Below are 22,124 nucleotides of genomic sequence, written 5' to 3' on the forward strand. Positions count from 1 at the left end.
TCGCGATCACTTCTTTTCCGGCCAGATCAGCTTGCCGTCGGCATAGAGCGCGGCGACGAGGTCCGGATCCATCATGTCGGCGAGCGGCGGCGGGTTCTTCAGGCCACCGAAGCTCTGCACCATCTGGTACTCGCTCTCCCACTCGGCGATGGTCTGGACGCCCGGCGCGCCATACTGGCTGGTGCGCACCCACTCGGACTCGACGCCCCAGGTGCGGGCCTGCTGATCCCTTGGGAAGGCCGAACCCTGGTTGTTGTCAGCGGCGAGCTGGCTGATCATGTCGACGCACTTGTCCTCCTCGGTGAGGCAGAACTCGAGCGCCTTGAGGCTCGCTCGCATGAAGTCGGCCACCACCTCGCGGTGCTCGGCGAGGAACTTCGAGTTCACTTCCATGACGTTGTAGGTGCCCTGGAGGCCAAGATCGGCGGGCAGGAACTGGTTGAACGGCAGGCCCATGGCCTTCAGCGTCTGCGGCTGGTTCGAAGCATAGCCGACGATGGCATCGACCTGACCGCGAGTGACCACGGTCGGGTCGTAATTGGTCATCTTGATCAGCTCGACCTTCGAGATATCGACGCCGGCGGCATCGAGCATCGCCGCGGCGATCGGGGTGATGTTGATGAAGTAGCCGAGGCGCTTGCCTTCGAGATCCTTCAGGCTTTTCACCGCCTCATTGGTGAAGATCGAGAACGGCGAGGTGCTGCCATAGGTGGCGACGGCGGTGAGGTTGCGGCTGTTGGCGGCCGCCAGCATCACGTCGGACGCCGAGCCGAGCGCGGTGAACTGCGCCTGCCCCGAGGACACCAGCAGCTGGCCGTTGCCGCCCGCCGCGTTGATATCGACGGTGAGACAGAGCGCATCGAAATAGCCGAGCTCCTTGGCGAGGAACACATCGACCTGGCCGGCGCTGGCCGAATAGCCGTAGCCCGAGATGTAGGTGATGGTGCCGGCAGCCTGGTTGCGCGCGCACTCGTCGGCGCTGATCAGCACATGATCCGGCAGCTCGCCGGCAGCCTGCGCCGCGGTAGCGCCAAAGCCGCCGATGGTCAGCGCCAGGGTTGCCGAGCTCAGCAGCAGGCGAGCGTGCATCCGCCCTGCCCGATAGGTTACGTGAGACAAAGAGTCCTCCCAAAGTCACGTCCGTTACCTCCAACGGACGCACATTCGTAACCAATCAAATTTGACTATGCAAACTTTTTGATTTTGGGATGGGGATAAGCGGGGGTGAGGGATGGGAAATGAGGTGTTGGTGGAGGTGGTTAGGTGGACCGGTTGGCTGGCCGCTATCGCTGGCGCGGGCTGACCCCCACCCCTGTCCCCTCCCCCTAAACAAGGGGAGGGAGACCAAAACACCGGCCTCTCAGTAAGCGTCTCCCTCCCTTGTTTAGGGGAAGGATCAAGGGTGGGGGTCAGCCCGCACCGGCCATCCAGCCGCCCTACCGCGGCGTAACCACCGGCGTACCCGAAACGGGATCCGCGTAGACCTCGCAGTCGAGCCCGTAGACGTTGCGGATCAGCTTCGGGGTGACGACGTCCGCCGGCTTGCCTTCGGCGACGATGCGGCCTTCGTGCATTACCACCAGGCGGTCGCCGTAGCGGGCGGCCTGGGCGATGTCGTGGAGGACGACGATGCTGGTCCGCCCTGCTCCATGCAGCTGGCGCACCAGGTCGAGGGTTTCGACCTGGTGCTTGATGTCGAGGAAGGTCGTCGGCTCGTCCAGCATGACGTAGGGCGTATCCTGGGCCAGCGCCATGGCGATGAAGGCGCGCTGCCGCTGCCCGCCGGAGAGCTCGGCCACCGGCTTGAAGCGCAGCTCGGCGAGCCCGGTGGCGGCGATGGCCTGGTCGACCAGTTCGATATCGCGGGGCGAGCGAAGGCCGAGCAGCGACTGGTGCGGGGCGCGGCCGTAGCCCACCAGTTGCTCGACGGTGATCGCGGTCGGCACGACCGGGCTCTGCGGCAGGTAGGCAATGGTGCGCGCGACGCGCTTGGGATGATTGCGCAGCACGTCGAGTTCATCGGCATGGATGGTGCCGGTGCGCGGCTTCAGCAGCCGGCCGATGGTCTTGAGCAAGGTGGATTTGCCGCAGCCGTTGGGGCCGATCAGGATGGTGACCTCGCCGGTGGCGATGGTCAGGTCGATGTTCTCGACGATGGCGCGGTCGCGGCCATAACCGGCGGTGACGCCCTTGACCAGGATGCTCATGAGTCCTGCTCCGAAGTCGTGGTCAGCATGATGTAGATGAAGAACGGCGCGCCGATCAGCGCGGCGAGGATGCCGGCCGAGACCTCGATCGGCGGGGCGATGGCGCGGCCGACGCCATCGGCCAGCACCACCAGCAGCATGCCGACCAGCGCCGCCACCGGCAGCATCAGCCGGTGCGAGCCGCCGACCAGCCGGCGGGCAATATGCGGCGCCATCAAGCCGATAAAGCCCATGACCCCGACCACCGCGACGGAAACGCTGGCGAGGAGCGTCGCGACGAGCAGCAGCAGCAGGCGCTGGCGCGGCACGTTGAGCCCGAGCCCGGTGGCGGTCGCCTCGCCGAGTGCAATCAGGTCGAGCCGGTAGGAGAGCAGCAACGCCACCGCGCTCAGCACGACGAGCGGCAGCCAGCTGACCGCGACATGGGCCCAGGTGCGACCCCAGAGCGAGCCGGTGAGCCAGATCATCGGGGCTGAGCTCTCGCTGTCATTGGAGACGATCAGCAGGTAGTCGACGCCGGCCTCGAAGACGAAGCCGACGGCGACGCCGATCAACGCCAGGTGGATGGCCGAGAGGTTGCGATAATGCGCCACCACCATGACGGAGGCGGCGGCCACGAGGCCGCCGATACAGGCGGCGAGCGGCATCCAGACCTGCGGGATCTCGGGGAACACCAGCACCAGCACCAGCGCGAACAGCGCAGCGCCGGAGTTGATGCCGATGATGTTGGGGCTGGCTAAGGGGTTACGGATCACCGCCTGGATGATGGCGCCCGACAGCGCCAAAGCGGCACCCGCCAGCAGCGCCAGCACCATGCGCGGCAGGCGCGACTTCATGATGATGTAGGTCTGCTGCTCGCCATCGAGGTTGAACAGCGTGTTGATGATGGTCTGGGTCGGGATCGGGACCGCGCCGACGCTGAGGCTCCAGAGCGCGGTGGCAATGACCAGCACGATCAGCGCGGCGATCAGGACGAGGCCGCGAAGCGTGCTGCGAGGTCTCGCGGAAGCGTGCACCACGGTGCTCATGCCATGTGCCTCGCGCGGAGCGTGGCATAGAGGAAATACGGCGCGCCGATCAGCGCGCAGATCACGCCGAGCGGGGTTTCGTAAGGAAAGCGCACCAGCTTCGACACCACGTCGGCTGCCAGCACCAGCCCTGCCCCGCCCAGCGCCACCGCCGGCACCAGCAGCCGATGGTTGGAGCCGAACCACAGACGGCATAGATGCGGGATCACCAGCCCGACGAACATCACCGGCCCGGCCGCGGCGACGCTCGCCCCGGTGAGCACTGCGGCGAGCATGGCGCCGATGAAGCGCATGCGGCGCGGATCGACGCCCAGCCCCTGCGAGGCGCCATCGCCGAGCGCCAGGATGTTGAAGCTGTGCGCCATGAAGGTGCTGATGGTCAGTCCGCCGGCGGCCCAGAAGACCAGCGGCAGCGCCTGGTCGAAACGAGCGGCGGAGATATCGGCCGAAGTCCAGCTGAGGACCAGCCGGGAGAGGTTGTCCTCGAGGGTGAAGGTGAAGCGCACGAAGGCGAAGCTGAAGGCGCCCACGGTGACGCCGGCGAGGATCAGCCGCATCGAGTCGAGCCGGCCGCCTAAGCCGCCGGCGATACCGAAGGTGACGGCGCCGGCCACCACTGCGCCGATGATCGCCATGGTGTCGAGATTGCCGATCATCAGCGCCGGGAACACCAGCGCCAGCGCCACCCCGAGGGCCGCGCCCTGGTTGATGCCGAGCACCGATTCCGAGGCCAGCGGGTTGCGCGTCACCGCCTGCAGCGCCAGCCCGGCCAGCCCCAGGTTGATGCCGATCAGCCCGGCGATCAGGGTGCGCGGCAGCCTGAGGTCGACCACCGCCGAACGGGCGAGGCTGCCGTCATCGACGAACAGCAGTTGCAGCACGTTGCCGATACCGACATCGCTGCGCTGCCCAATGGTCAACGACAGCAGTGCCGCGATGAGCACTGCTGCCGCGAGGAGGGCGAAACGGATGGCGACAGGCAAGCTACTTCTTGAGGTTCTTGACGATCTCGACGAGGTTGGCGCCGCTGACTTCCGAAGCGATGACGCCGCGCAGGCGCGACCACTCGTGGGCGTTCACGTCGAAGAGGTTGCCGGTCTTGACCGCTTCGACATTGTCGTAGAGCGGCTGGCCGACCCAGCTGTCGGTGAGGCCGGGATCGGCATATTTGCCGCGGATGATCACCTGCGGGTTGATCTCGGACAGCTGCTCCAGCGAGGTCTTGACGATGGCTTCCTCGTAGGTGTGCCCGTCGGGCGTCGGCATGTTGTTCTTGAAGCCGAACCAGCTGAGCAGCGAGCCGTTATAGCTCACCGGAGAGTGGAGGAAGATGCCTTCGCCATTGTCGACGATGAACTGCGCCGACCAGGCGGAGACGTCGCCGATGGCGGCCTTGAAGCCCTCCATCTTCGTCGTGTGCTCGGCCAGCCGTGCCTCCATTTCCGCATCCTTGCCGACCGCGTGGGCGATGGTCTTGGCCGCGTCGAGCGCCACCTGGTAGGTGCCGGTGAGGCTGTCGAAGGCGATGGTCGGGGCGATCTCGCTGAGGGCGCCGTAGATCGCTTCGTGCCGGCTGGTATCGGCGATGATCAGGTCGGGCTGCAGCGAGGCGATGACCTCGAGGCTCGGCGACTTGCGGGTGCCGACCGATTTCCAGTCGTCGCCGATAACAGCGGTATAGGCAGGAACGATCGACTCCCGCGTGTCATCATCGGCAATGCCGACCGGCGCGACGCCCACGGCAGCAAGGCTGTCGACGAAGCTGTATTCGAGCACGACGATGCGCTTGGGTTCATCCGGCACCTCGGTGGTGCCGAGGTCGTGCTTGATTTCGACGGCCTGCGCCAGGGGCGCGACGGCCAGCATGATGACGCCCGCGAGCGTGGCGAGGATGGTTCTGTTGAACATGGATGACCCCAGGCTGATTGGCGGCATGTTCTCTGGCTGAAAACATGATTTGTCAAATCATGTTTGATTCCGGCTCGAGCTTCCAGGATCTGCTGGTGGCTGCACCGGTGGAGGTGCTGGCTCTGCCCTCAGCTACCCACCGGCTGTCATCCCAGCGAAAGCTGGGAACCAACTCGCAGCTGGCGCAAGCGGATGAATGGATCCCAGCTTTCGCTGGGATGACATCGTGGGTGGGGTGACGCAGTGGGTCAGCTCAACCACCGCAGAGGTGCAACGAAGAGAACTCCGTGAAAGCAAAACCCCGACCTCTCGCGAGACCGGGGTTCGTAGCAGGCGGCAGTGCGCTTACTTCTCGATGGTGACCGCGTCGAAATACGGCACGTTCAGCGGCGAGCGCCAGAAGCCTTTCACGTAGGGCTTCATCATCATGTACTGGTTGCGGTGATACTGCGGCAGGATCACCGCATCGTTCATAATCAGCGCCTCGGCGGCGCGCATGTCGGCGAGAGATTGCTTCTCGTCATTGGTCGCCTTGGCGTCGGCGATCAGCTTGTCGTAATCGGCGTTCGACCAGTTGGCGAGGTTGTTGGCGCTGCCGGTGACGAAGTTGTCGAGGAAGGTCATCGGGTGCGGGTAGTCGGCGCCCCAGCCCATCTGGGCGATCTGGTACTCGACCTTCTGCACTTCGGGATAGAACACCTGCCACTCCGACGCCTGGATCTTGACGTCGATGTTGAGGTTCTTCTTCCACATCTGCTGGATGGCTTCGAGCAGCTTTTCGATCGGTGGCGACGAGTAGGTGACGAACACCGTGTCGGGGAAGCCGGCGCCATCCGGATAACCGGCCTCGGCAAGCAAAGCCTTGGCGGCATCGACTTCGGCGGTCGGGGCGAGGCCGAAGCTGTCCGAGCCGTCACGGAAGTCTTCACCGGCAACGTTCATGCCGGGCGGAACCAGCGCCATGGCCGGGATATCGGCCGACTGCAGCACGAACTCGACGATCTCCTCGCGGTCGATCGCCATCGACAGCGCCTTGCGGACGCGCACGTCGTCGAGCGGCTTCTGGTGCGGGTTGAAGAAGGCGTAGGTGGTGCCGAGCGCCGGCACGACGAGGAAGCCATTATTGTCTTCCGAGGCGAGACGCGGGATTTCCGGTGCCGGCACCGCTTCGACGCCATCGACGTCGCCGGCTTCATAGGCGGCGAGCGCGGTCGCGGGATCGGGGATCAGGCGGAAGGTCAGCTTGTCGAGGCTGACATTGGCGGCGTTGTAATATTCCGGGTTCTTCTCGAGGACGATGGATTCACCAAAGTTCATCGCGGTGACGCGGAACGGGCCGGTGCCGATATAGCTGGCTGGCTTGCGGGTCCAGCCTTCGGGATCGGCGGCAACGATATCCTCGCGCACCGGATAGAAGGTGGAAAAGCCGAGCAGCTGCAGCATGTAGGGCACGCGCTGCTTCAGGGTGAAGGTGAGCGTGTGGTCGTCGGTGGCCGAGATCGCCACGTTGTCCTTGCTTTGGTCGGCGTAGAACTCTTCGGCGCCGGCGATGCCGTAGAGCATCTGGCTGTTCTTGGCGCCCGAGGCCGGGGTCAGGACGCGCTTCCAGGCATAGACGAAATCACCCGCGGTGACGGGCTTCCCATCCGACCACTTGGCGTCGGCGCGCAGCTTGAAGGTGTAGGTGAGGCCATCATCGCTGATGGTCCAGCTCTCGGCCAAAGCCGGCACCACGGCGCCATCCGAGGCGTATTTCACCAGGCCCTCGAAAGCGTTGCCGATGATCGGCGTGGCGAAGGTCTCGGCCGTGGTGCCCGGATCGTAGGCGGCGGATTCGTTGTTGACCACGTAGGTCAGCTCGCCGGCGGCCCAGACCGGACCGACCGAGGCCAGCAGAGCCGCGGCAACCAGCGGCAGCAATCGCTTCAGCATAAGTTTCTCTCCTGTTTTGCGGGCCGTTGTCCGGCCCTGTTGAAAGTCAAAAAACGGTTCAGGCGGCGACCGCCTGGCCGGCCATCACCTCGGCCGCATAGTGGCAGGCGGCGAGGTGACCGCCGCCGACATCGTTGAGCGGCGGCTCGACGCGAGCACAGAGTTCGGTGGCGAAGGGGCAGCGGGTGCGGAAGCGGCAACCGGATGGGATATCGATCGGGCTTGGGATCTCGCCGCGCATCGGCTCCACGTCGCGGCGCGCCTCGGGGTCGGCCACCGGGATCGAGGCCAGCAGCGCCTGGGTGTAGGGGTGGGCCGGGGCGCGATAGAGCGTGTCGTTGGAGGCGAGCTCGACGATCTTGCCCAGATACATCACCCCGATGCGGTCGGAGATGTGGCGCACCATCGACAGGTCGTGGGTGATGAACAGGTAGGTGAGGCCCAGCTCCGCCTGCAGGTCCTCGAGCATGTTGACCACCTGGGCCTGGATCGACACATCGAGCGCCGAGATCGGCTCGTCGCAGATCACCAGTTCGGGGTTCAGCGCGATGGCGCGGGCGATGCCGATGCGCTGGCGCTGGCCGCCGGAGAATTCGTGCGGGAAGCGATGGGCATGGTCGGCGTTGAGGCCGACCCGCGCCAACAGCTCGGCGACCCGCTGCGCCCGCGAGGCAGCAGTGCCGATGCCGGCGATTTCCAGCGGCTCGGCGATCAGGCTCTGGACCGTCATGCGGCCGTTGAGCGAAGCATAGGGATCCTGAAAGATCATCTGCATGCGCCGCCGATACGGCACCAGCTGCCGCTCGGGCAGATCGGCGATATCGACGCCATCGAACAGCATCTGGCCGGAGGTCGGCTGGAACAGCCGGATCAGGGTGCGCGCCAGGGTGGATTTGCCGCAGCCGCTTTCGCCCACCAGCCCGAGCGTCTCGCCCCGGCGGATCTCGAGGTCGACGGCGTCGACCGCCTTCAGCAGTGGCCGGTTGCGGCCGAGCAGATCGCCCGGCAGCGAGAAGTGCTTGGTGAGGTTCTTGAGTTCGACCAGCGGGGTATCGGTCATGCGGGAACGAGCTCGGCGGTGATGCCGGCGACACGCGGCGCCTGGGGGTGGTGCAGCCAGCAGCGGGCGCGATGCGCCGGACCAGCATCATAGAGCGGCGGCAGCGCGGCGTTGCACTGCGCCATGGCGTGCGGACAGCGCGGCGCGAACGGGCAGCCTTTGGGCGGGCGCAGCATATCGGGCGGCGAGCCGGGGATCGGGGTCAGACGGTGGTGGGTGTCGTCGCGGAGATCGGGGATCGAGGCGAGGAGACCCTGCGTATAGGGATGCGATGGGCGGGCGAACAGCTCGCGCACCGGCCCCTCTTCCATCACCATGCCGCCATACATCACCAGCACCCGGTCGGCGGTTTCGGCGATGACGCCGAGATCGTGGGTGATGAGGATCACCGCCATGCCGAGCCGGCCCTGCAGCTCCTTGAGCAGCGCCAGGATCTGGCGCTGGATGGTGACGTCGAGCGCAGTGGTCGGTTCGTCGGCGATCAGGAGTTTCGGATCACAGGCGAGCGCGATGGCGATCATCACCCGCTGCCGCATGCCGCCCGAGAACTCGTGCGGATAGGACTTCAGGCGCTTGGCCGCTGAGGGGATGCGGACCAGTTCGAACAGCTCGATGGCGCGGGCACGCGCCGCGGCGCGACTGACCTTGCGATGCCTGAGGATGGTCTCGATCACCTGCTCGCCGACGGTGAGCGTCGGGTTCAGCGAGGTCATCGGATCCTGGAAGATCATCGAGATGTCGTTGCCGCGCAGGGCGCTCAGCTCGTCCTCATCGAGGGTCAGCAGGTCACGGCCCTCGAACAGCGCGCTGCCGTCGATGACGCGGCCGCTGCTGCGGAGGAGGCCCATAAGGCTCATGCAGGTGATCGACTTGCCCGAACCGGACTCGCCGACAATGCCGAGGATCTCCCCGGCGCCGAGCTCGAACGAGACGCCACGCACCGCCTTCACCTCACCGCGCGAGGTGAAGAAGCTGGTCGAGAGGTTACTAACCGAAAGCAAGGGCGTGCTCATGTGCGCAACCGTGGATCAAGGGCATCGCGCAGGCCATCGCCGAGGAAGTTGAAGGCGAACATGGTGAGGCTGATGGCAGCGGCCGGGAAGAACAGCTGGTAGGGATAGGCGCGCAGCGTCTCCACCGCCTCGGAAGTCAGGGTGCCCCAGCTGGCTTCCGGCGGGGTAACGCCGAGCCCGATGAAGCTCATAAAACTCTCGATGAAGATGGCGCTCGGGATCAGCATGGTGAGCGTCACGAGGATCGGGCCGACCGAATTGGGCAGCAGGTGCCGGACCAGAATGCGCGGCGTCGAGGCGCCCATGGTGCGGGCAGCAGCGACGTAATCCTGCTGCTTCAGGGTCAGGATCTGGCCGCGCACGATGCGCGCCATGTCGACCCAGTAGACCGAGCCGATGGCCAAGACCACCGAGAGGAAGCCGGAGTTGAACACCACCATGATCAGGATGACGTAGAGGGTCAGCGGGATGGTCGAGATCACCTCGACGATGCGCATCATGATGGTGTCGGCCTTGCCGCCGAGATAGCCGGCGAGCCCGCCGTAGAATACGCCGATGAAGAAGTTCACCAGCGTCGCGACGAACGCCACGGTGAGCGAGATGCGGGCGCCATAGAGTTGACGCGCCAGCACGTCGCGGCCGAGCTGGTCGGTGCCGAGCAGGTTGCTCATGTTCCACTGCCAGCCGCTGGGGGCGAGCGCCGTGCCATCGGCGAAGCTCAGCTGCTGCTTGGCGGTATCGAGCACCACCTCCCGATCGCCGAACTTGAACTGCTGCTGCTTCTTGATCAGGTCTTTCTTGGCCGGCCGGAGCAGCCCGGCAACTTCGCCTGATGGCGTCACCTCGTAGAGGTTGAGGTTGCCGGAGTTGAAGAAGAACCGCGTCGTCGCGCCGGCGCTGTCGGTGACTTCGTAGGTCTGGAACAGTGGCGGCACGTTGGAGAGCTTGAGGTTCTGCTCGAAATAGGTGTGCCGCGACAGCATCGGCCCGAAGATCGCGGCGAGCACCAGGAGAATAATGAAACCGAGCCCGAGCATGGCCGGCTTGTTGGCCCAGAGGCGCTTCCGCACATCCTGCCAGAAGGTGAGGCTGGGCGCGGCGATATACTCGGCGGCGGCGCGGTCGCGCGTCGCCGGGGCCCACATTTCAGGCGCGATTTGCGTGTCGGTCATTTGGCGTCGGCCCGGTATTTGATGCGCGGGTCGAGCACGAGATAGAGCATGTCGACGATGAAGATCATCACCATCAGCACGGCGGCATAAAAGATGGTGATGCCCATGATGGCGGTGTAGTCGCGGTTGGTGATCGACAAGACGAAATGCCGGCCGATGCCGGGCAGCGCGAAGATCTGCTCGATGACGAAGGAGCCGGTGAGGAGGTTGGCAACCACCGGGCCAAGCACCGTCACCACCGGGATCAGCGAGTTGCGCAAGCCATGCTTGAACAGCACGGTGCCGCGCTTCAGCCCCTTGGCCTTGGCGGTCATCATATAGTCCTGCTGCAGCGTCTCGAGCAGGCTCGAACGGGCCAGCCGGGCGATGAACGAGATCCAGAACCCCGACAGCGCAAACACCGGCAGGAAATAGCCGCGCCAGTCATCGAGCCCGAAGGTCGGCACCCAGCCGAGCCGCAAGGCGAAGACATAGAGCGCCACGGTGGCGATGACATAGGAGGGAACGGCGACGCCGATGGTGGCGATCACCATCACCAGCGTATCGGGCCAGCGGTTGCGGTTCAGCGCCGCGACGATGCCGAGCGGCACGCCGAGCGCCACCACGCAGATCAGCGCCAGGGCGCCGGTCTTCATGGTGACCGGCAGGCCCTCGGCAATGATCTCGTTGACGCTCATCCCGGCATATTTGAACGACGGGCCGAGATCGAGGCTCAGCACGCCCCGGAGGTAATTGAGGTATTGCAGCCAGAGCGGATCATCGAGATGATACTTGGCGTTGAGCGCCGCCTGGATTTCGGGTTGCAGCATCTTTTCGGAGGTGAACGGCCCCCCGGGCACGGCATGCATGAGAAAGAAGGTCAGCGTGATGATGGCGAACAAGGTCACCAGCATCAGCAACAGGCGCTGCACAACATAGGCCGTCACTTGGACAGGCCCGCTTGGCCCCGGACTCGCAAAACTTTAGCCCCACTATAATCGGGACATATCAGCACCTTGGCGGCGCTGGCGCAACTGGTCAGATGGTGAAGCGGCTGCGCAGGATCAGGAAACAGGCAGCGGCAGGGACGACGAGGGCACGGGCGGCTTCGACCTTTTCGGCCGGGTAGGCGCCCTCGACCTCGAGCAGGTTGACGCTCCCCAGCATTTCGCCACCGGCGACCACCGGGATATTGATGGCCGAGCCGCAGCCGAGCGAGCGGATCAGCGTCAGGTCGGGAAAATCCTGCTCCATCGCCTTGACCGAGTTGGCCGAGTAGATGAAGCGCTCGGTGCGCATCTTCTCATAGGTATCGTCGAAGACGATCGGCTTGGTGCCGAGCACCGGATAGGCCACCTCGTCGCTCGAATAGACCCGTCGCACATAGCCGCCGGCCGGGTTGTCGGCGGTCATGGTGAAAAGCTTCACCCCGACCAGCGCCTCGGCCAGCCGATGCAGCGCGGCGCCGACATCCCGCTCGGTGCGGTAGGTAGCGAGCGCTTCGACAAAGGCGTCATGCGGCGACTGGTGCAAGGCTGGTCTCCCGGGAAGGCGTTGAACGGGCTCGTCAAAGCAGACTCGAAGTAGAAAGGGAACCGGGTGCGGCGTGATGCAGCAAGCCCGTGCCCCGGCAAGCCGGGGAACCCTCTCAATCTCTACGACCCCAGTATGCCGGCCGCCATCCCGCTGCTACCGCTTCGCCTTCGTTGCAGAACCACCGCTCGCCTTTCTCGAGGCTTATTCTGGTTCGCCCGTAAACCGGAGACCATGGCGGGTGATAGATGTGCTCGCCTTGATTGTTGATGTTGCCCTTGATCGGACAATTAGGGTCGGGGGCTTCGTTGCCCGAGGCGCTCCAGCGTCTTTCCCGGAATTCCCACGGCGCTTCAGTCTGGGCCTGCCAAACGCCAGCGCGAGCTGCGCGGGCTATCCCCTCATCTGCAACGTAGTCGTTCGCGAACTTCACGAAGGCCCAAGCCGCGCCGCGGCGTACCAGTTCCTGCCCGATATCAACGCCGTCCGCCCAGCAGACCGCGATGATTCGTCCATATTCATCGAGTTTGCCCGTATCGCAGCGTACATCTGCTGCCGCGAATACGATCTGTTCAAGGGCTACAACTGCGGCGGCGCCACAATTCCACGTCCCTCCCCCGACGCGCTCGCATTGTTGTCCGGGCTCGGGAGCATCAATGCCGTGGATGCCATAGCGCGTCCCGCCAAGTTCGATCGTGTCACCATCGATCACCAGGATGTCTGCGGCGAAAGCTGAACCGATCGTGAGCACCATGGTCGCAACGAGCCACCGCAGCACGAACATCAGTTCGCTTCTGGAGTGCTGCGGCGCACACGTATCTCGATCCGCCGCCTGTCGGGATCGTTGAGCGCTTCACCGCCTCCTGGTGAGAGCAAGTCGCCCTTCCGCATCAGTTGTCCCGCCGAGAGCGGCACCACCCTCATACTCACCAGTTCGGGCTGCTCCCGCAGCACCCGGGCGACCTCGATGGCCCGAGCGAGCCCGAGCCCGGCGTTGTCGATTGGCGTCAGGTGTATGCCGGGCGCGCCGTTAACCGCCGGAATTGCCAACAGGTCGAGATTCGAGGTTTTCTCGATATTGGGCTGGATGACCTGCTCATCGGTGTGACCGACGATCTCGATGACGTTTGCACCATATTGATGGAGCAGCCCGGCTATCTTCACCGCCGCCTCGTCCTCGAGATAGGTCTGAAACTCCGAGGTGATCTCAGCGCTGCCAATCTGAAACCGATAGCGGTTCCCATCGAGCGAGATAATCGGCGGCCAGCGGCTTCCCGGCGGGTTGGAGGCGGAAGCGGTATTGGAGGCCTCTGCGACCAGCGCTTCCATCTCAGTAGGGGTAAGGGTGTCGGCGCCCGCCGCGACCAAGCGCTCAAGCACCGAGAGCAACTTGGCCAGCTCCGCTTCTGAGGCGAAGCGGCCTTCCATATCGCCCCAGACAGTCAGCAGCTGTTTCAGCTTTTCAGGGCTGCCGAGCCCGGCCGAAGTGGCCATTGTTTCCATGTCGCGGGCGAGCACCAGCTTATCCCAGAGCCTGGCGAAATCGGCATCCTTCAGCTGCGGGACGCCTAATGGAAAGAGCTTCTTCAGCAGGATCTGCAGCTGCAGCGCGTTACGTGGAATGTCGCTCGCGCGGATACCGGCGGAAGCCTCGACCTGTTCCTGAAGCGCGGCGATTTCCTTGTCTTTGTCGAGTAACGCCGTTGCCGAGATCAGGAGGAGGCAAAACAACAGGAGCAGCAGCAACTCGGCCATGGTGAAGCCGAGAACGACACCACGCCGGTGACCACGTTCGGTTTCGGCGATCGGCGAGTTCATGTTCGTTCTTGCCGAGGCAGAGCCTCGATGGGCGCCCAGAAGGCGAGCCTGCGCCAGAAACCAACGCGCCGCCGCTGACGCAGCAGACCGGGTATCTCGGCGAGCGCAACGTTGACCTCGACCAGCAGCTTCTGGGTTTCCTCGAGCTCGGCGCGGGCTCGCGCGATGGCTTCGGCATGCGCCTCCGTGCCGAGCAGCTCCAGCAAGGCGCTGGTGGTCTCTTCCGCCCGCTCCCGGTACTCCTCCATCGCCTCCAGCGCCATTTGCTGCTGGGTCCGTCCGAAATGGGAGAACTCGAGCAGCATCCCGTTCAGCTCCTGGCGCACCTTGCGGGCGGCCTCTGAGAGCTCGAGCCGAGACTCATGCTCGACCTCCACCGGATCACGGCGGAACAGATTGAAGACGATGCGGAGGACAATGCCGGCAATTGTCGAAGCAACCGCAACACCGAAGTTGCGGATGATCTCCGCTGCATTGGTCCCGTCCGCGTACTGGATGAGGGTCACCGCCAGGCTGGTCAGCGTGTAGATGAAGCCCATGTAGTAGAAATTGTCGCCGGACTGATCGCTGCGAAGCCTGAGCGCCTTGAATAGCCAGATACAAACTGCGTAGCCGATCATCAGCAGGACTGGGACCAGCGTGACCATGACAGCGTCGACGTTCAGCGCCTTGGCGAAGATGATGTAGGCGACACCAATCACTGAGAAGGTGATGAAGACGGTGGGACCCGTCGGGTCTGCGCGGCGCGATCGTGGCTGTTCCATTGCTACATTCCCATCAGCTGCGACAGGGTGACGGGTTTCTTGGCGTTGCTGTCACTGGCCCACTCGAGCCAGAAACTTCCGAGCTGCTCGGCGTCAACCTTCTGCGTCGCGCGACGCACCATCCAGAACTCCACCGCTGCACCAGCAAGGTCGGTGGCCAGCCTGTTGCGCGCCTTGGCAGCGAACGCCTCAGGGGACAGCCCATCGACATAGTGGGAGTAGCTGACGGTGTGCTGGATCATGTCGGAGACGACGACGAGACGGGATGGAATTGACCGGTCGTGCTGGGAGGTCAGGTGTTCAGCCGCGATCTGCTGGATCGCCTCCATGATCGGGGAGTAATCCTGTTCGGAGCCGGCCACGCTGCCGCGCAGCGCCTCCTCAGCCTTTTCGGCGTATTGCGTCTGCCAGCGCCGCTTGGCCATCTCCGGGTTGCCGGTGACCGGGTCGATGTCGCTGCCATCGCCGGGATTGCAGAGCGGCTCCATCGCCAGGCGCGTTTGCGCCGCGTCGGCTCCCAGCAGCCGAAGCTCGAGCTGGCCGTCCTTTGGGATCGAGGTCACGACATCGCGCAGTTTGTTCAACACCTGGGTCTGCGTCACCGGTGCAAGTGCATCTGTGGTGTCGATGAGGATCAGCGTCTGCGAGGTGTACCCGGACAATGGGCAGAGCGTCGCCTGATCGCGCGGCACGTAATCGGCTCGCGCTTTCACCACCAGCCAGATCAGCCCGCCAACCAGGAGGATGAGCGCGGCAGCCAGCACCACGATCAACGCGATCTGGCCGGCATTGCCGCCCGAATTCCTGCGCCTACGTCGCGACATGGCTGCCATCCGGAACGAGTACATCGAGCTGGCGATACCGGGCCAGCCCAAGCTCGAACTCCTGAGTGACCTCCGACATGACCATCTGCAGATGCGACTGCGCTTCGTCGATCTTGACCTGCAGCGCCTCAGAAGTGATTTCGTTCAGCCCGTCGAGCGTGACCGATAGCCGCTCGAGCTTGAAGGGATGCTCGAAATAAGCCGGCGCGGCTGTCGTTCTGGCTGCGAGGTTGGCGTCACGATACGTACGAAGGAGCTGGCTGCCGGCCTTTTCCAGCTGGGCCTGGTGCTCCTGGAACAGGTTCAGCATTTTGAGGCGATGCGCCATGATCGAGCCGTGCTCGGTGCGGCGCTTGGAGATGTCGATGCGCAGCTGCGACACCGCCTCCTGATACTCCTGCCGCTTATCGCTGAGGTCCTGAATCTTGGCCCGACGTTCACCGGCGTAATCTTCCTGTGCCTTGCGCGCCGTCTCCGAGGCTTTCCGGTAGCCGGGGTATTTGTCGACGAGGCTCAGTCCATCAATGAGCGCCACCAAGGCGAACAGCACACCAATGGCAAATAGCAGCCAGGACTCGAACTGATCGAGCTGCAGCGGTCGGGTCTGCAGGCGCTCCATGACGGCGTCTCTGGCCTGAACCGCGAACTGTGCGGTCGGCTCCCTCGTCCCCGCCGCCTCGCGATAGTGGGCAAGGCCAAGGTTCAACGCCCCGGCCCATGCGAAGAAACCGAGCAGTGAGACCAGGCCGAAGGCTTTGCGCAGTAGGTTCCGGTGATAGAGATTGGGAAGCAGGACCACCGCGACGAACACCGCGACGCCGACGTTCAGCACGGCGAACAGCAGAGCTTCGACGATGCCGCCAACAAGGCCAAGCTCGTTGCCCCCGCTCAGAAAATACCCGTTGGCAACGATCTCGCCGACGACCAGCAGCGCTATCACCAGGAGCTTGACGATCATGCCGAGCGCCGTCTTTTTGTCGGCCAGACGCTTGATCCGGTGTTGCCTGCGGAAGTCGTCAAGCCACGACTCCGCGATCGTCAATTCCTTGCGCAGAATATGCAGGTCATCGAGCGCCATCTGTTGCTCGGCCTTCAGGTCTGCAAGGCCGCCTTGCGCAACTTCCGAAATCGCGCCAAACCGCGACTCGAAATCGAGATCGGTCAGGCGCTCATGGAATGTCGCGAGCTGTGCCTGCAGTTCATCATGGGCCGCCTTCTGGGCGGCGCCGATCTGCTCGACAATCTCATGCTCGGTCGACTCGAGCGAGGCGCTTGCGGTCGCGGGAAGGTTGTCCCCGCCCCGCGCGGCGCCGCGCTTCTCTAAGTCCATCTCTCGTTCGAGACGTTGAACATCGATGTCGTTGAATGTCTGCAGTGTCGGACGATAAGTGTGCGCCGGGCGACCAAGCGCGCCGCGCAAACGCTCAAGTGACTTCAACATAACCTATTACCCCCAAGACTGAGGCTATCGCCCGCCGAGAACGTCGGTCAAGGTGAAGTCACAGTTGAGGCGAGTATCCATCGGCAGGAGGAAGCGGCTTTTCTTGCCCAGACCGGCGAGATGAGGTGGCTTTGGGTCTCAAGCCCAGCGGGCTAGGCGCCGCCGGCGTCGGTCATCGTCGCTTTGGCCGGAGGCACAGCATCGTCGTGCGCGGGGCGCTCAGATCGCCAAATATTCGCGGCGCAGTGCTTCGTCGGCGAGCACATCTTTGGCAAGGCCGGTGAAGGCGACTTCGCCGGTGTCGAGGATCACCGCGCGATCGGCGAGGCGGAGCGCGGCGACGGCGTTCTGCTCGACGATGATGGTGGTGATGCCGAGCGCCTTGATCTCGTTGAGGATGCGTTCGATCTCCTCGACGATGACGGGGGCGAGCCCTTCATAGGGCTCATCGAGCAGCAACAGCTTCAGGTTGCGGGCCAGCGCCCGGGCGATGGCCAGCATCTGCTGCTCGCCGCCTGACAGGGTCACGCCTTCCTGGCGGCGGCGCTCGGCGAGCCGGGGGAAATGCGAGTAGATGCGCTCGAGCTCCCAGCCGCGTCCGGGGGCGACCTGGGCGATGGTGAGGTTCTCCTCGACCGTCAGGCCCTGGATGATGCGGCGATCCTCCGGCACCAGCTGAATGCCGGCGCGCGCCGCTTCGAAGGACTTCATTTTGTGGATCGGCTGGCCGTCGAGCCAGATCTCGCCCGCCTGCAGGGCCGGGTTGTCGACCCGGGCGATGGTGCGCAGCGTCGAGGTCTTGCCGGCGCCGTTGCGGCCGAGCAGCGCGAGAATTTCGCCATGCCGGATGTCGAAGCTGACGCCCTGCACGATGTAGCTCTCACCGTAATAGGCGTGGATGTCCTTGGCGGCAAAGAACGGGCCGTCATGCGGCACGACGCGCTCGGCGCTGCGGGCGGTGGTGCTGAGATCAGTGTCCATGGCGATCGCGCTCATCAGTGCACCGCCTCGAGCCGGTGGGCGCCGCCGAGATAGGCCTCCTGCACCTTGATATTGCCACGCACCTCATCGGGCAGCCCCTCGGCAATGATCCTGCCGCCGGACAGGACGGAGATCTTGTCGGCCAAGGAGAACACGACATGCATGTCGTGTTCAATGATCACCTTGGTCATGCCGCGCGCCTTGATCTTCTGTAAGAGGTCGATGGTGGTGTTGGTGTCGTGCCGCGACATGCCGGCGGTCGGCTCGTCGAGCAGCAGCAGGCGCGGGTGCTGGATCAGGCACATGGCCAGTTCCATGCGCCGCTTGTCGCCGCGGCTCAGCGCCCCGGCATGGGAAAGCCGGCGATCGGCGAGGCCGACATCCTCGAGGATCGCCTCGGCTTCGTCGCGCAGCGCCGCTTCGCGCTCGACGCTGCGCAGCACATTGACGCGGAAAGCCCCATCGCGTCTGGCGAAGGCCGGCACCATGACGTTCTGCAGCACCGTCAGATCGGGGAAAATCTCGGGGGTCTGGAACACCCGGGCGACGCCGAGCTGGTTGATCTGGTGCGGCTTCTTGCCGGTCAGCACCTGGCCATCGAACACCACCGCCCCGCTGGTCGGCGCCAGCCGCCCGATGATGACGTTGAGTAGCGTGGATTTGCCGGCGCCGTTCGGCCCGATAATGGCGTGGGTCTTGCCCTGCTCGACCTCAAGATCGATGTCGGAGAGGGCATGCAGCCCGCCAAAATTCTTGCTGACGTCATCGACATGCAGGACGACATTGCGTTCGGTGGTTGTCATCTTGGCGCTACTCCGCCGGCTGGACGCGCATGGCGCCGGCTTTGGGTGGGTTGCCCCGACGGAACAGCGCGCCGATACGGCGCACGCCCTCCATGATGCCGCCGGGCAGGAACACCACGACCAGGACGAACAGCAGTCCCAGCGTCAGCTGCCAGCCTTCGCCGACGAACTTGCTTGATATGGCGACGATGGTGTCGTGCAGCGGGGCGGGAATGAAGTCGAAGAAGCGGCTCAAGATGCCCTCGTTGAAGGACGAGAAGATGTTCTCGAAATACTTGATCAGCCAGGCGCCCATCACCGGCCCGATCAGCGTGCCGACGCCGCCGAGGATGGTCATCAGCACCACCTCGCCGGAGGCCGTCCACTGCATGCGTTCGGCGCCGGCCAAAGGATCGGTGACTGCCAGCAGCGCCCCGGCGAGCCCGGCATACATGCCCGAGATGACGAAGGCGGTGAGTGCATAGGGGCGGGTATTGAAGCCGGTATAGCTCATCCGCATCTGGTTGGATTTGATGCCCCGCAGCATCATGCCGAAGGGCGAGGCGAAGACCTTCTGGGCAAAGAAGAAGGCGATGAGCAGCACCGCGGCGCAGAAATAGAAGCCGCTGAGCCCGCTCAGCGTCACGCCGAACAGGCTCGCCGTCGGCAGCCCGGCGCCGCGAGTGGTGAAGGCGAGGTCGATGAGGCGCGGATCCTGCAGCGTCAGTTGCAGCGAGGTCTCGCCATTGGTGATCGGGGTCAGCACCGAATAGGCGAGATTGTAGCTCATCTGGGCGAAGGCCAGGGTGAGGATGGAGAAGTAGATCCCCGATCGCCGGAGGCTCAGGAAGCCGATGACCAGCGCGAACAGCCCGGAAATCAGCACCGCGAGGAGCAGCGCCGGCAGCGCGTCCATGGTCAGGAGCTTGAACGACCACACGGCGGTATAGGAGCCGACGCCGAGGAAAGCGGCATGGCCGAAGCTCAGGTAACCGGTGAGCCCGAACAGGATGTTGAAGCCGATGGCGAAGATCGCGTAGATCGCGAATTTCTGCATCAGGCCCGGATAGTTGGCGCCGAACGGCGCCGCCCATACCGGCATGGTGACGACCACCAGGGCGAAGAGCGCGAGGATCAGCGCGTCGCGGCGGGAGAGCTGGAACAGCGCCATGGTCAGTTCTCCATCATGCCGCGGCGGCCGAACAGCCCGCGCGGCCGGACGAGGAGGATCACCACTGCCGTCAGGTAGATGATGATCTGGTCGATGCCGGGCAGGATCGACTTGATCTGGTTCATCGAGGCAAAACTCTGCAGGATCCCGAGCAGGAACCCGGCGGCCACGGCGCCCGGCAGCGAGCCCATGCCGCCCACCACCACGACGACGAAGCTCAGCACCAGGAAATCCATGCCCTGGTGATAGTTGGGCGGCAGCAGCGGCGTGTACATCACGCCGGCGAGCCCGGCAACCACCGCGGCAAGCCCGAACATGATGGTGAAGCGCCGGTCGATATTGATGCCGAGCAGCCCCACCGTCTCGCGGTCGGCCATGCCGGCGCGCACCACCATGCCGAAGGTGGTGAAGCGCAGGAAGCCGAACACCGCGGCGATGACGCCGGCCGAGAACAGGAAATACACCAGCCGCCACAGCGGATAGGTCAGCGCGCCCGGCGCGAGGCCGATGAGCGCCCCGACATCGGCGGCGCCGCGCAGCGCGGTGGGCATGGCCTGGCTGATCGGGTTGGGCCCGAAGATCGCCTTGACGATCTCCTGCAACACGATGGCGAGGCCGAAGGTGACGAGGATCTGCTCGGCGTGCGGACGCTTGTAGAAATGCTTGATCAGCCCGCGTTCCATGACGATGCCGATGACCAGCATCACCGGGATGGCGAGGAGGATCGAGAGCGGCACCGACCAGTCGATCAGCACCGCCCCCCAATCGCCGAACCAGGTCTGGGCCAGCGGCGTGCGCACTTCGAGCGCGGTGCCCCAGGCCGTGGTCTGGGTGGGGTCGATGGTGACGGTTTCAAGGGTGATCAGGTAGCGGAAGGTGACGGCGCAGAAGGCGCCGAGCATGAACAGCGCGCCATGCGCGAAATTGACGACGCCGAGCGTGCCGAACACCAGGGTCAGCCCGAGCGCGATCAGCGCGTAGGCGCCGCCCTTGTCGAGGCCGTTGAGAAGTTGCGCGAGTATGGCGTCCATGGTCCGCTGCCCTGTTGGTGCCAGAGTAGCCGCTCCGGCTGGATCGCAGCCGGAGCGGGCCTCAGGTGTCGATCAGCAGGCGACCGCGGTGTCGGGACCGAGCTCGCCGCCGAAGATCGCCGGATCGTAGGTGACGCTTTCCTTGGAGGCGGTGGCGACCACTTCGAGCAGGTCGAACGGGTTGGCCGGCGCTTCCTTGCCCTTCACCACATAGACTTCCTTGAAGCACTGGTGGTCTGTGGCGCGGTAGCTGGTCGGACCGTTCCCCATGCCGTCGAACTCGAAGCCCTCGAGGGACTTGATGACCTCTGGCGGATAGAAAGTGCCGGCGCGTTCGCAGGCATCGGCATAGAGCAGCGCCTGGACGTAGGAGGTGTGGGCGGCCTGGCTCGGCGGCTGGCCGAACTTGGCGCCGAACGACTTGGTGAAGGCCTTGCTGGCGTCGTCGGGCAGCTGCCAATCCCAGTTCGAGGTGCCGTAAATGCCCTTCATGGCATCGCCGGCGCCCTTGGCCATTAGGTCGGAGACCAGCGGCACGACGATCTCGAACTGCTTGCCGTTGGCCTGCTTGTCCTTCATGCCGAACTGCACCGCCTGGGTGAGCGAGTTCACCATGTCGAAGCCGTAATGGTTGAGGATCAGCACGTCGGCGCCGGAGTTCAGCACCGGCGTCAGGTACTGGCTGAAATCGCCTGCTCCCACCGGAGTGCGAACCGGCGCCAGGGTCTTCCAGCCGAGCGCCTCGGTGGCGTTCTTCATCGACTCTTCCTGGGTCCAGCCCCAGGTGTAGTCGGCGGTCAGGTGGTAGGCGACGCGATCCTTGCCATAGGCATCGCCGAGCACTGGTCCCAGCGCGATGCCCGACTGATAGGCGTTGAAGAAGTGGCGGAAGCCGTAACGCTTCTTGTCCTTGCCGGTGGTGTCGTTGGAGTGGGTGAGCGCCGCCATGAAGATGACGCCCTTTTCCTGGCAAAGCCCCTGCACGGCGATCGCCACTGCCGAGGAGGAACCGCCGGTGATCATCACCGCGCCATCGCGCTCGATCATGCGGCGCGCCGAGTCGCGGGCCGCATCGGCCTTGGTCTGGTCGTCGCCGGTGACGCCCACCACCTTCTTGCCGAGGATGCCGTTGCCCTTCAAAGTCTTCGACGAGAAGAACGGGATCAGGCCGCCATCGCCGCCGCCATTGAGGTGCTCGACGGCAAGCTCGTAAGCGCGCTGCTCGTCGGCGCCCTCATCGGCATAGGCGCCGGTCAGCGGCATGTTGAAGCCGATGGTGACAGTGTCACCGGTCGGTGCGTTGCAGAATTCCTGGGCATAGGCGCCCCGGGTGAAAATCAGCGGCGAGACACCGGTCGCCAGAATGCCGGCAAGGCCGCCCTTCAGCACGCCGCGGCGGCTGAAGTTCCCAGAATTGGTCATTAGCTCCTCCTCATGCGCGGCGGGGCACGGTGCATTGCCATGCGCCTCACAGCGATGC

21 protein-coding genes are annotated in these 22,124 nt (G+C 64.6%); all 21 read right to left on the minus strand.

The genetic code is table 11. The features are described from left to right. Nucleotides 1-6: 6 nt before the first annotated feature. Nucleotides 7-1,119, minus strand: a complete 1,113-nt coding sequence (locus ACSQ23_RS01510) for an ABC transporter substrate-binding protein (RefSeq protein WP_436089478.1) — start codon at nucleotides 1,117-1,119, stop codon at nucleotides 7-9. 317 nt (nucleotides 1,120-1,436) lie between these two features. Beyond that, entirely contained in the window at nucleotides 1,437-2,207 is a 771-nt protein-coding gene (locus ACSQ23_RS01515; protein WP_436089479.1) for an ABC transporter ATP-binding protein, read from the minus strand. Continuing rightward, complete coding sequence (locus ACSQ23_RS01520) at nucleotides 2,204-3,235, minus strand: FecCD family ABC transporter permease (RefSeq protein ID WP_436089480.1); 1,032 nt, start codon at nucleotides 3,233-3,235, stop codon at nucleotides 2,204-2,206. The genes ACSQ23_RS01515 and ACSQ23_RS01520 overlap by 4 nt, the downstream gene beginning before the upstream one ends. Further along, nucleotides 3,232-4,218 carry a FecCD family ABC transporter permease gene (locus ACSQ23_RS01525; RefSeq protein WP_436089481.1) on the minus strand — a complete coding sequence of 329 codons (987 nt, stop codon included), beginning with the start codon at nucleotides 4,216-4,218 and terminating at the stop codon, nucleotides 3,232-3,234. Before ACSQ23_RS01525 ends, ACSQ23_RS01520 begins: the two co-directional genes overlap by 4 nt. A gap of 1 nt (nucleotide 4,219) precedes the next feature. Beyond that, nucleotides 4,220-5,143 (minus strand): ABC transporter substrate-binding protein, encoded by a 924-nt coding sequence (locus ACSQ23_RS01530; RefSeq protein ID WP_436089482.1) that lies wholly within the window; start codon nucleotides 5,141-5,143, stop codon nucleotides 4,220-4,222. 345 nt (nucleotides 5,144-5,488) lie between these two features. Further along, nucleotides 5,489-7,075, minus strand: a complete 1,587-nt coding sequence (locus ACSQ23_RS01535) for a peptide ABC transporter substrate-binding protein (protein WP_436089483.1) — start codon at nucleotides 7,073-7,075, stop codon at nucleotides 5,489-5,491. Between the two features lie 58 nt (nucleotides 7,076-7,133). After that, nucleotides 7,134-8,135: an ABC transporter ATP-binding protein gene (locus tag ACSQ23_RS01540; RefSeq protein ID WP_436089484.1), complete on the minus strand. Its 1,002-nt coding sequence runs from the start codon at nucleotides 8,133-8,135 to the stop codon at nucleotides 7,134-7,136. Next, the gene (locus tag ACSQ23_RS01545; protein ID WP_436089485.1) at nucleotides 8,132-9,148 is read right to left on the minus strand and encodes an ABC transporter ATP-binding protein; all 1,017 of its coding nucleotides are present in this window, start codon (nucleotides 9,146-9,148) and stop codon (nucleotides 8,132-8,134) included. The genes ACSQ23_RS01540 and ACSQ23_RS01545 overlap by 4 nt, the downstream gene beginning before the upstream one ends. Further along, nucleotides 9,145-10,320: an ABC transporter permease gene (locus ACSQ23_RS01550; protein ID WP_436089486.1), complete on the minus strand. Its 1,176-nt coding sequence runs from the start codon at nucleotides 10,318-10,320 to the stop codon at nucleotides 9,145-9,147. The genes ACSQ23_RS01545 and ACSQ23_RS01550 overlap by 4 nt, the downstream gene beginning before the upstream one ends. Then, nucleotides 10,317-11,246 carry an ABC transporter permease gene (locus ACSQ23_RS01555; RefSeq protein ID WP_156384759.1) on the minus strand — a complete coding sequence of 310 codons (930 nt, stop codon included), beginning with the start codon at nucleotides 11,244-11,246 and terminating at the stop codon, nucleotides 10,317-10,319. Before ACSQ23_RS01555 ends, ACSQ23_RS01550 begins: the two co-directional genes overlap by 4 nt. Nucleotides 11,247-11,337: 91 nt before the next feature. After that, the gene (locus tag ACSQ23_RS01560) at nucleotides 11,338-11,832 is read right to left on the minus strand and encodes a GAF domain-containing protein (RefSeq protein WP_436089487.1); all 495 of its coding nucleotides are present in this window, start codon (nucleotides 11,830-11,832) and stop codon (nucleotides 11,338-11,340) included. A 115-nt stretch (nucleotides 11,833-11,947) separates the two neighbouring features. Beyond that, a complete protein-coding gene (locus ACSQ23_RS01565; RefSeq protein ID WP_436089488.1) occupies nucleotides 11,948-12,616 on the minus strand; it encodes a thermonuclease family protein in 669 nt (222 codons plus the stop codon). Beyond that, nucleotides 12,616-13,650, minus strand: coding sequence for a hypothetical protein (locus tag ACSQ23_RS01570; RefSeq protein ID WP_436089489.1), 1,035 nt, complete (start codon nucleotides 13,648-13,650; stop codon nucleotides 12,616-12,618). The genes ACSQ23_RS01565 and ACSQ23_RS01570 overlap by 1 nt, the downstream gene beginning before the upstream one ends. Beyond that, nucleotides 13,647-14,414, minus strand: a complete 768-nt coding sequence (locus ACSQ23_RS01575; protein WP_436089490.1) for a hypothetical protein — start codon at nucleotides 14,412-14,414, stop codon at nucleotides 13,647-13,649. Before ACSQ23_RS01575 ends, ACSQ23_RS01570 begins: the two co-directional genes overlap by 4 nt. 2 nt (nucleotides 14,415-14,416) lie before the next feature. Continuing rightward, nucleotides 14,417-15,238, minus strand: a complete 822-nt coding sequence (locus tag ACSQ23_RS01580; RefSeq protein WP_436089491.1) for a hypothetical protein — start codon at nucleotides 15,236-15,238, stop codon at nucleotides 14,417-14,419. After that, on the minus strand, nucleotides 15,225-16,679 hold the full coding sequence (locus ACSQ23_RS01585) for a hypothetical protein (RefSeq protein ID WP_436089492.1): 1,455 nt from the start codon (nucleotides 16,677-16,679) through the stop codon (nucleotides 15,225-15,227). The genes ACSQ23_RS01580 and ACSQ23_RS01585 overlap by 14 nt, the downstream gene beginning before the upstream one ends. 219 nt (nucleotides 16,680-16,898) lie before the next feature. Further along, on the minus strand, nucleotides 16,899-17,675 hold the full coding sequence (locus tag ACSQ23_RS01590; RefSeq protein WP_436089493.1) for an ABC transporter ATP-binding protein: 777 nt from the start codon (nucleotides 17,673-17,675) through the stop codon (nucleotides 16,899-16,901). Then, nucleotides 17,675-18,463: an ABC transporter ATP-binding protein gene (locus tag ACSQ23_RS01595; RefSeq protein WP_436089494.1), complete on the minus strand. Its 789-nt coding sequence runs from the start codon at nucleotides 18,461-18,463 to the stop codon at nucleotides 17,675-17,677. The genes ACSQ23_RS01590 and ACSQ23_RS01595 overlap by 1 nt, the downstream gene beginning before the upstream one ends. Nucleotides 18,464-18,470: 7 nt before the next feature. Beyond that, nucleotides 18,471-19,613: a branched-chain amino acid ABC transporter permease gene (locus ACSQ23_RS01600; protein ID WP_436089495.1), complete on the minus strand. Its 1,143-nt coding sequence runs from the start codon at nucleotides 19,611-19,613 to the stop codon at nucleotides 18,471-18,473. Nucleotides 19,614-19,615: 2 nt separating this feature from the next. Beyond that, entirely contained in the window at nucleotides 19,616-20,644 is a 1,029-nt protein-coding gene (locus ACSQ23_RS01605) for a branched-chain amino acid ABC transporter permease (protein ID WP_055885830.1), read from the minus strand. A 72-nt stretch (nucleotides 20,645-20,716) separates the two neighbouring features. After that, complete coding sequence (locus ACSQ23_RS01610) at nucleotides 20,717-22,066, minus strand: substrate-binding protein (protein ID WP_055885834.1); 1,350 nt, start codon at nucleotides 22,064-22,066, stop codon at nucleotides 20,717-20,719. Between the last annotated feature and the right edge of the window lie 58 nt (nucleotides 22,067-22,124).

It is taken from the genome of Devosia sp. LjRoot16 (genome assembly GCF_964252795.1).
In the GTDB taxonomy this organism is placed as follows: Bacteria; Pseudomonadota; Alphaproteobacteria; order Rhizobiales; family Devosiaceae; genus Devosia_A.

Coding starts and splice junctions, on each gene's coding strand:
- ACSQ23_RS01600 (WP_436089495.1), bottom strand. CDS start 19,613: ATGGCGCTGTTCCAGCTCTCCCGCCGCGACGCGCTGATCCTCGCGCTC.
- ACSQ23_RS01550 (WP_436089486.1), bottom strand. CDS start 10,320: ATGACCGACACGCAAATCGCGCCTGAAATGTGGGCCCCGGCGACGCGC.
- ACSQ23_RS01605 (WP_055885830.1), bottom strand. CDS start 20,644: ATGGACGCCATACTCGCGCAACTTCTCAACGGCCTCGACAAGGGCGGC.
- ACSQ23_RS01575 (WP_436089490.1), bottom strand. CDS start 14,414: ATGGAACAGCCACGATCGCGCCGCGCAGACCCGACGGGTCCCACCGTC.
- ACSQ23_RS01570 (WP_436089489.1), bottom strand. CDS start 13,650: ATGAACTCGCCGATCGCCGAAACCGAACGTGGTCACCGGCGTGGTGTC.
- ACSQ23_RS01595 (WP_436089494.1), bottom strand. CDS start 18,463: ATGACAACCACCGAACGCAATGTCGTCCTGCATGTCGATGACGTCAGC.
- ACSQ23_RS01590 (WP_436089493.1), bottom strand. CDS start 17,675: ATGAGCGCGATCGCCATGGACACTGATCTCAGCACCACCGCCCGCAGC.
- ACSQ23_RS01580 (WP_436089491.1), bottom strand. CDS start 15,238: ATGTCGCGACGTAGGCGCAGGAATTCGGGCGGCAATGCCGGCCAGATC.
- ACSQ23_RS01540 (WP_436089484.1), bottom strand. CDS start 8,135: ATGACCGATACCCCGCTGGTCGAACTCAAGAACCTCACCAAGCACTTC.
- ACSQ23_RS01545 (WP_436089485.1), bottom strand. CDS start 9,148: ATGAGCACGCCCTTGCTTTCGGTTAGTAACCTCTCGACCAGCTTCTTC.
- ACSQ23_RS01535 (WP_436089483.1), bottom strand. CDS start 7,075: ATGCTGAAGCGATTGCTGCCGCTGGTTGCCGCGGCTCTGCTGGCCTCG.
- ACSQ23_RS01515 (WP_436089479.1), bottom strand. CDS start 2,207: ATGAGCATCCTGGTCAAGGGCGTCACCGCCGGTTATGGCCGCGACCGC.
- ACSQ23_RS01610 (WP_055885834.1), bottom strand. CDS start 22,066: ATGACCAATTCTGGGAACTTCAGCCGCCGCGGCGTGCTGAAGGGCGGC.
- ACSQ23_RS01565 (WP_436089488.1), bottom strand. CDS start 12,616: ATGTTCGTGCTGCGGTGGCTCGTTGCGACCATGGTGCTCACGATCGGT.
- ACSQ23_RS01530 (WP_436089482.1), bottom strand. CDS start 5,143: ATGTTCAACAGAACCATCCTCGCCACGCTCGCGGGCGTCATCATGCTG.
- ACSQ23_RS01585 (WP_436089492.1), bottom strand. CDS start 16,679: ATGTTGAAGTCACTTGAGCGTTTGCGCGGCGCGCTTGGTCGCCCGGCG.
- ACSQ23_RS01520 (WP_436089480.1), bottom strand. CDS start 3,235: ATGAGCACCGTGGTGCACGCTTCCGCGAGACCTCGCAGCACGCTTCGC.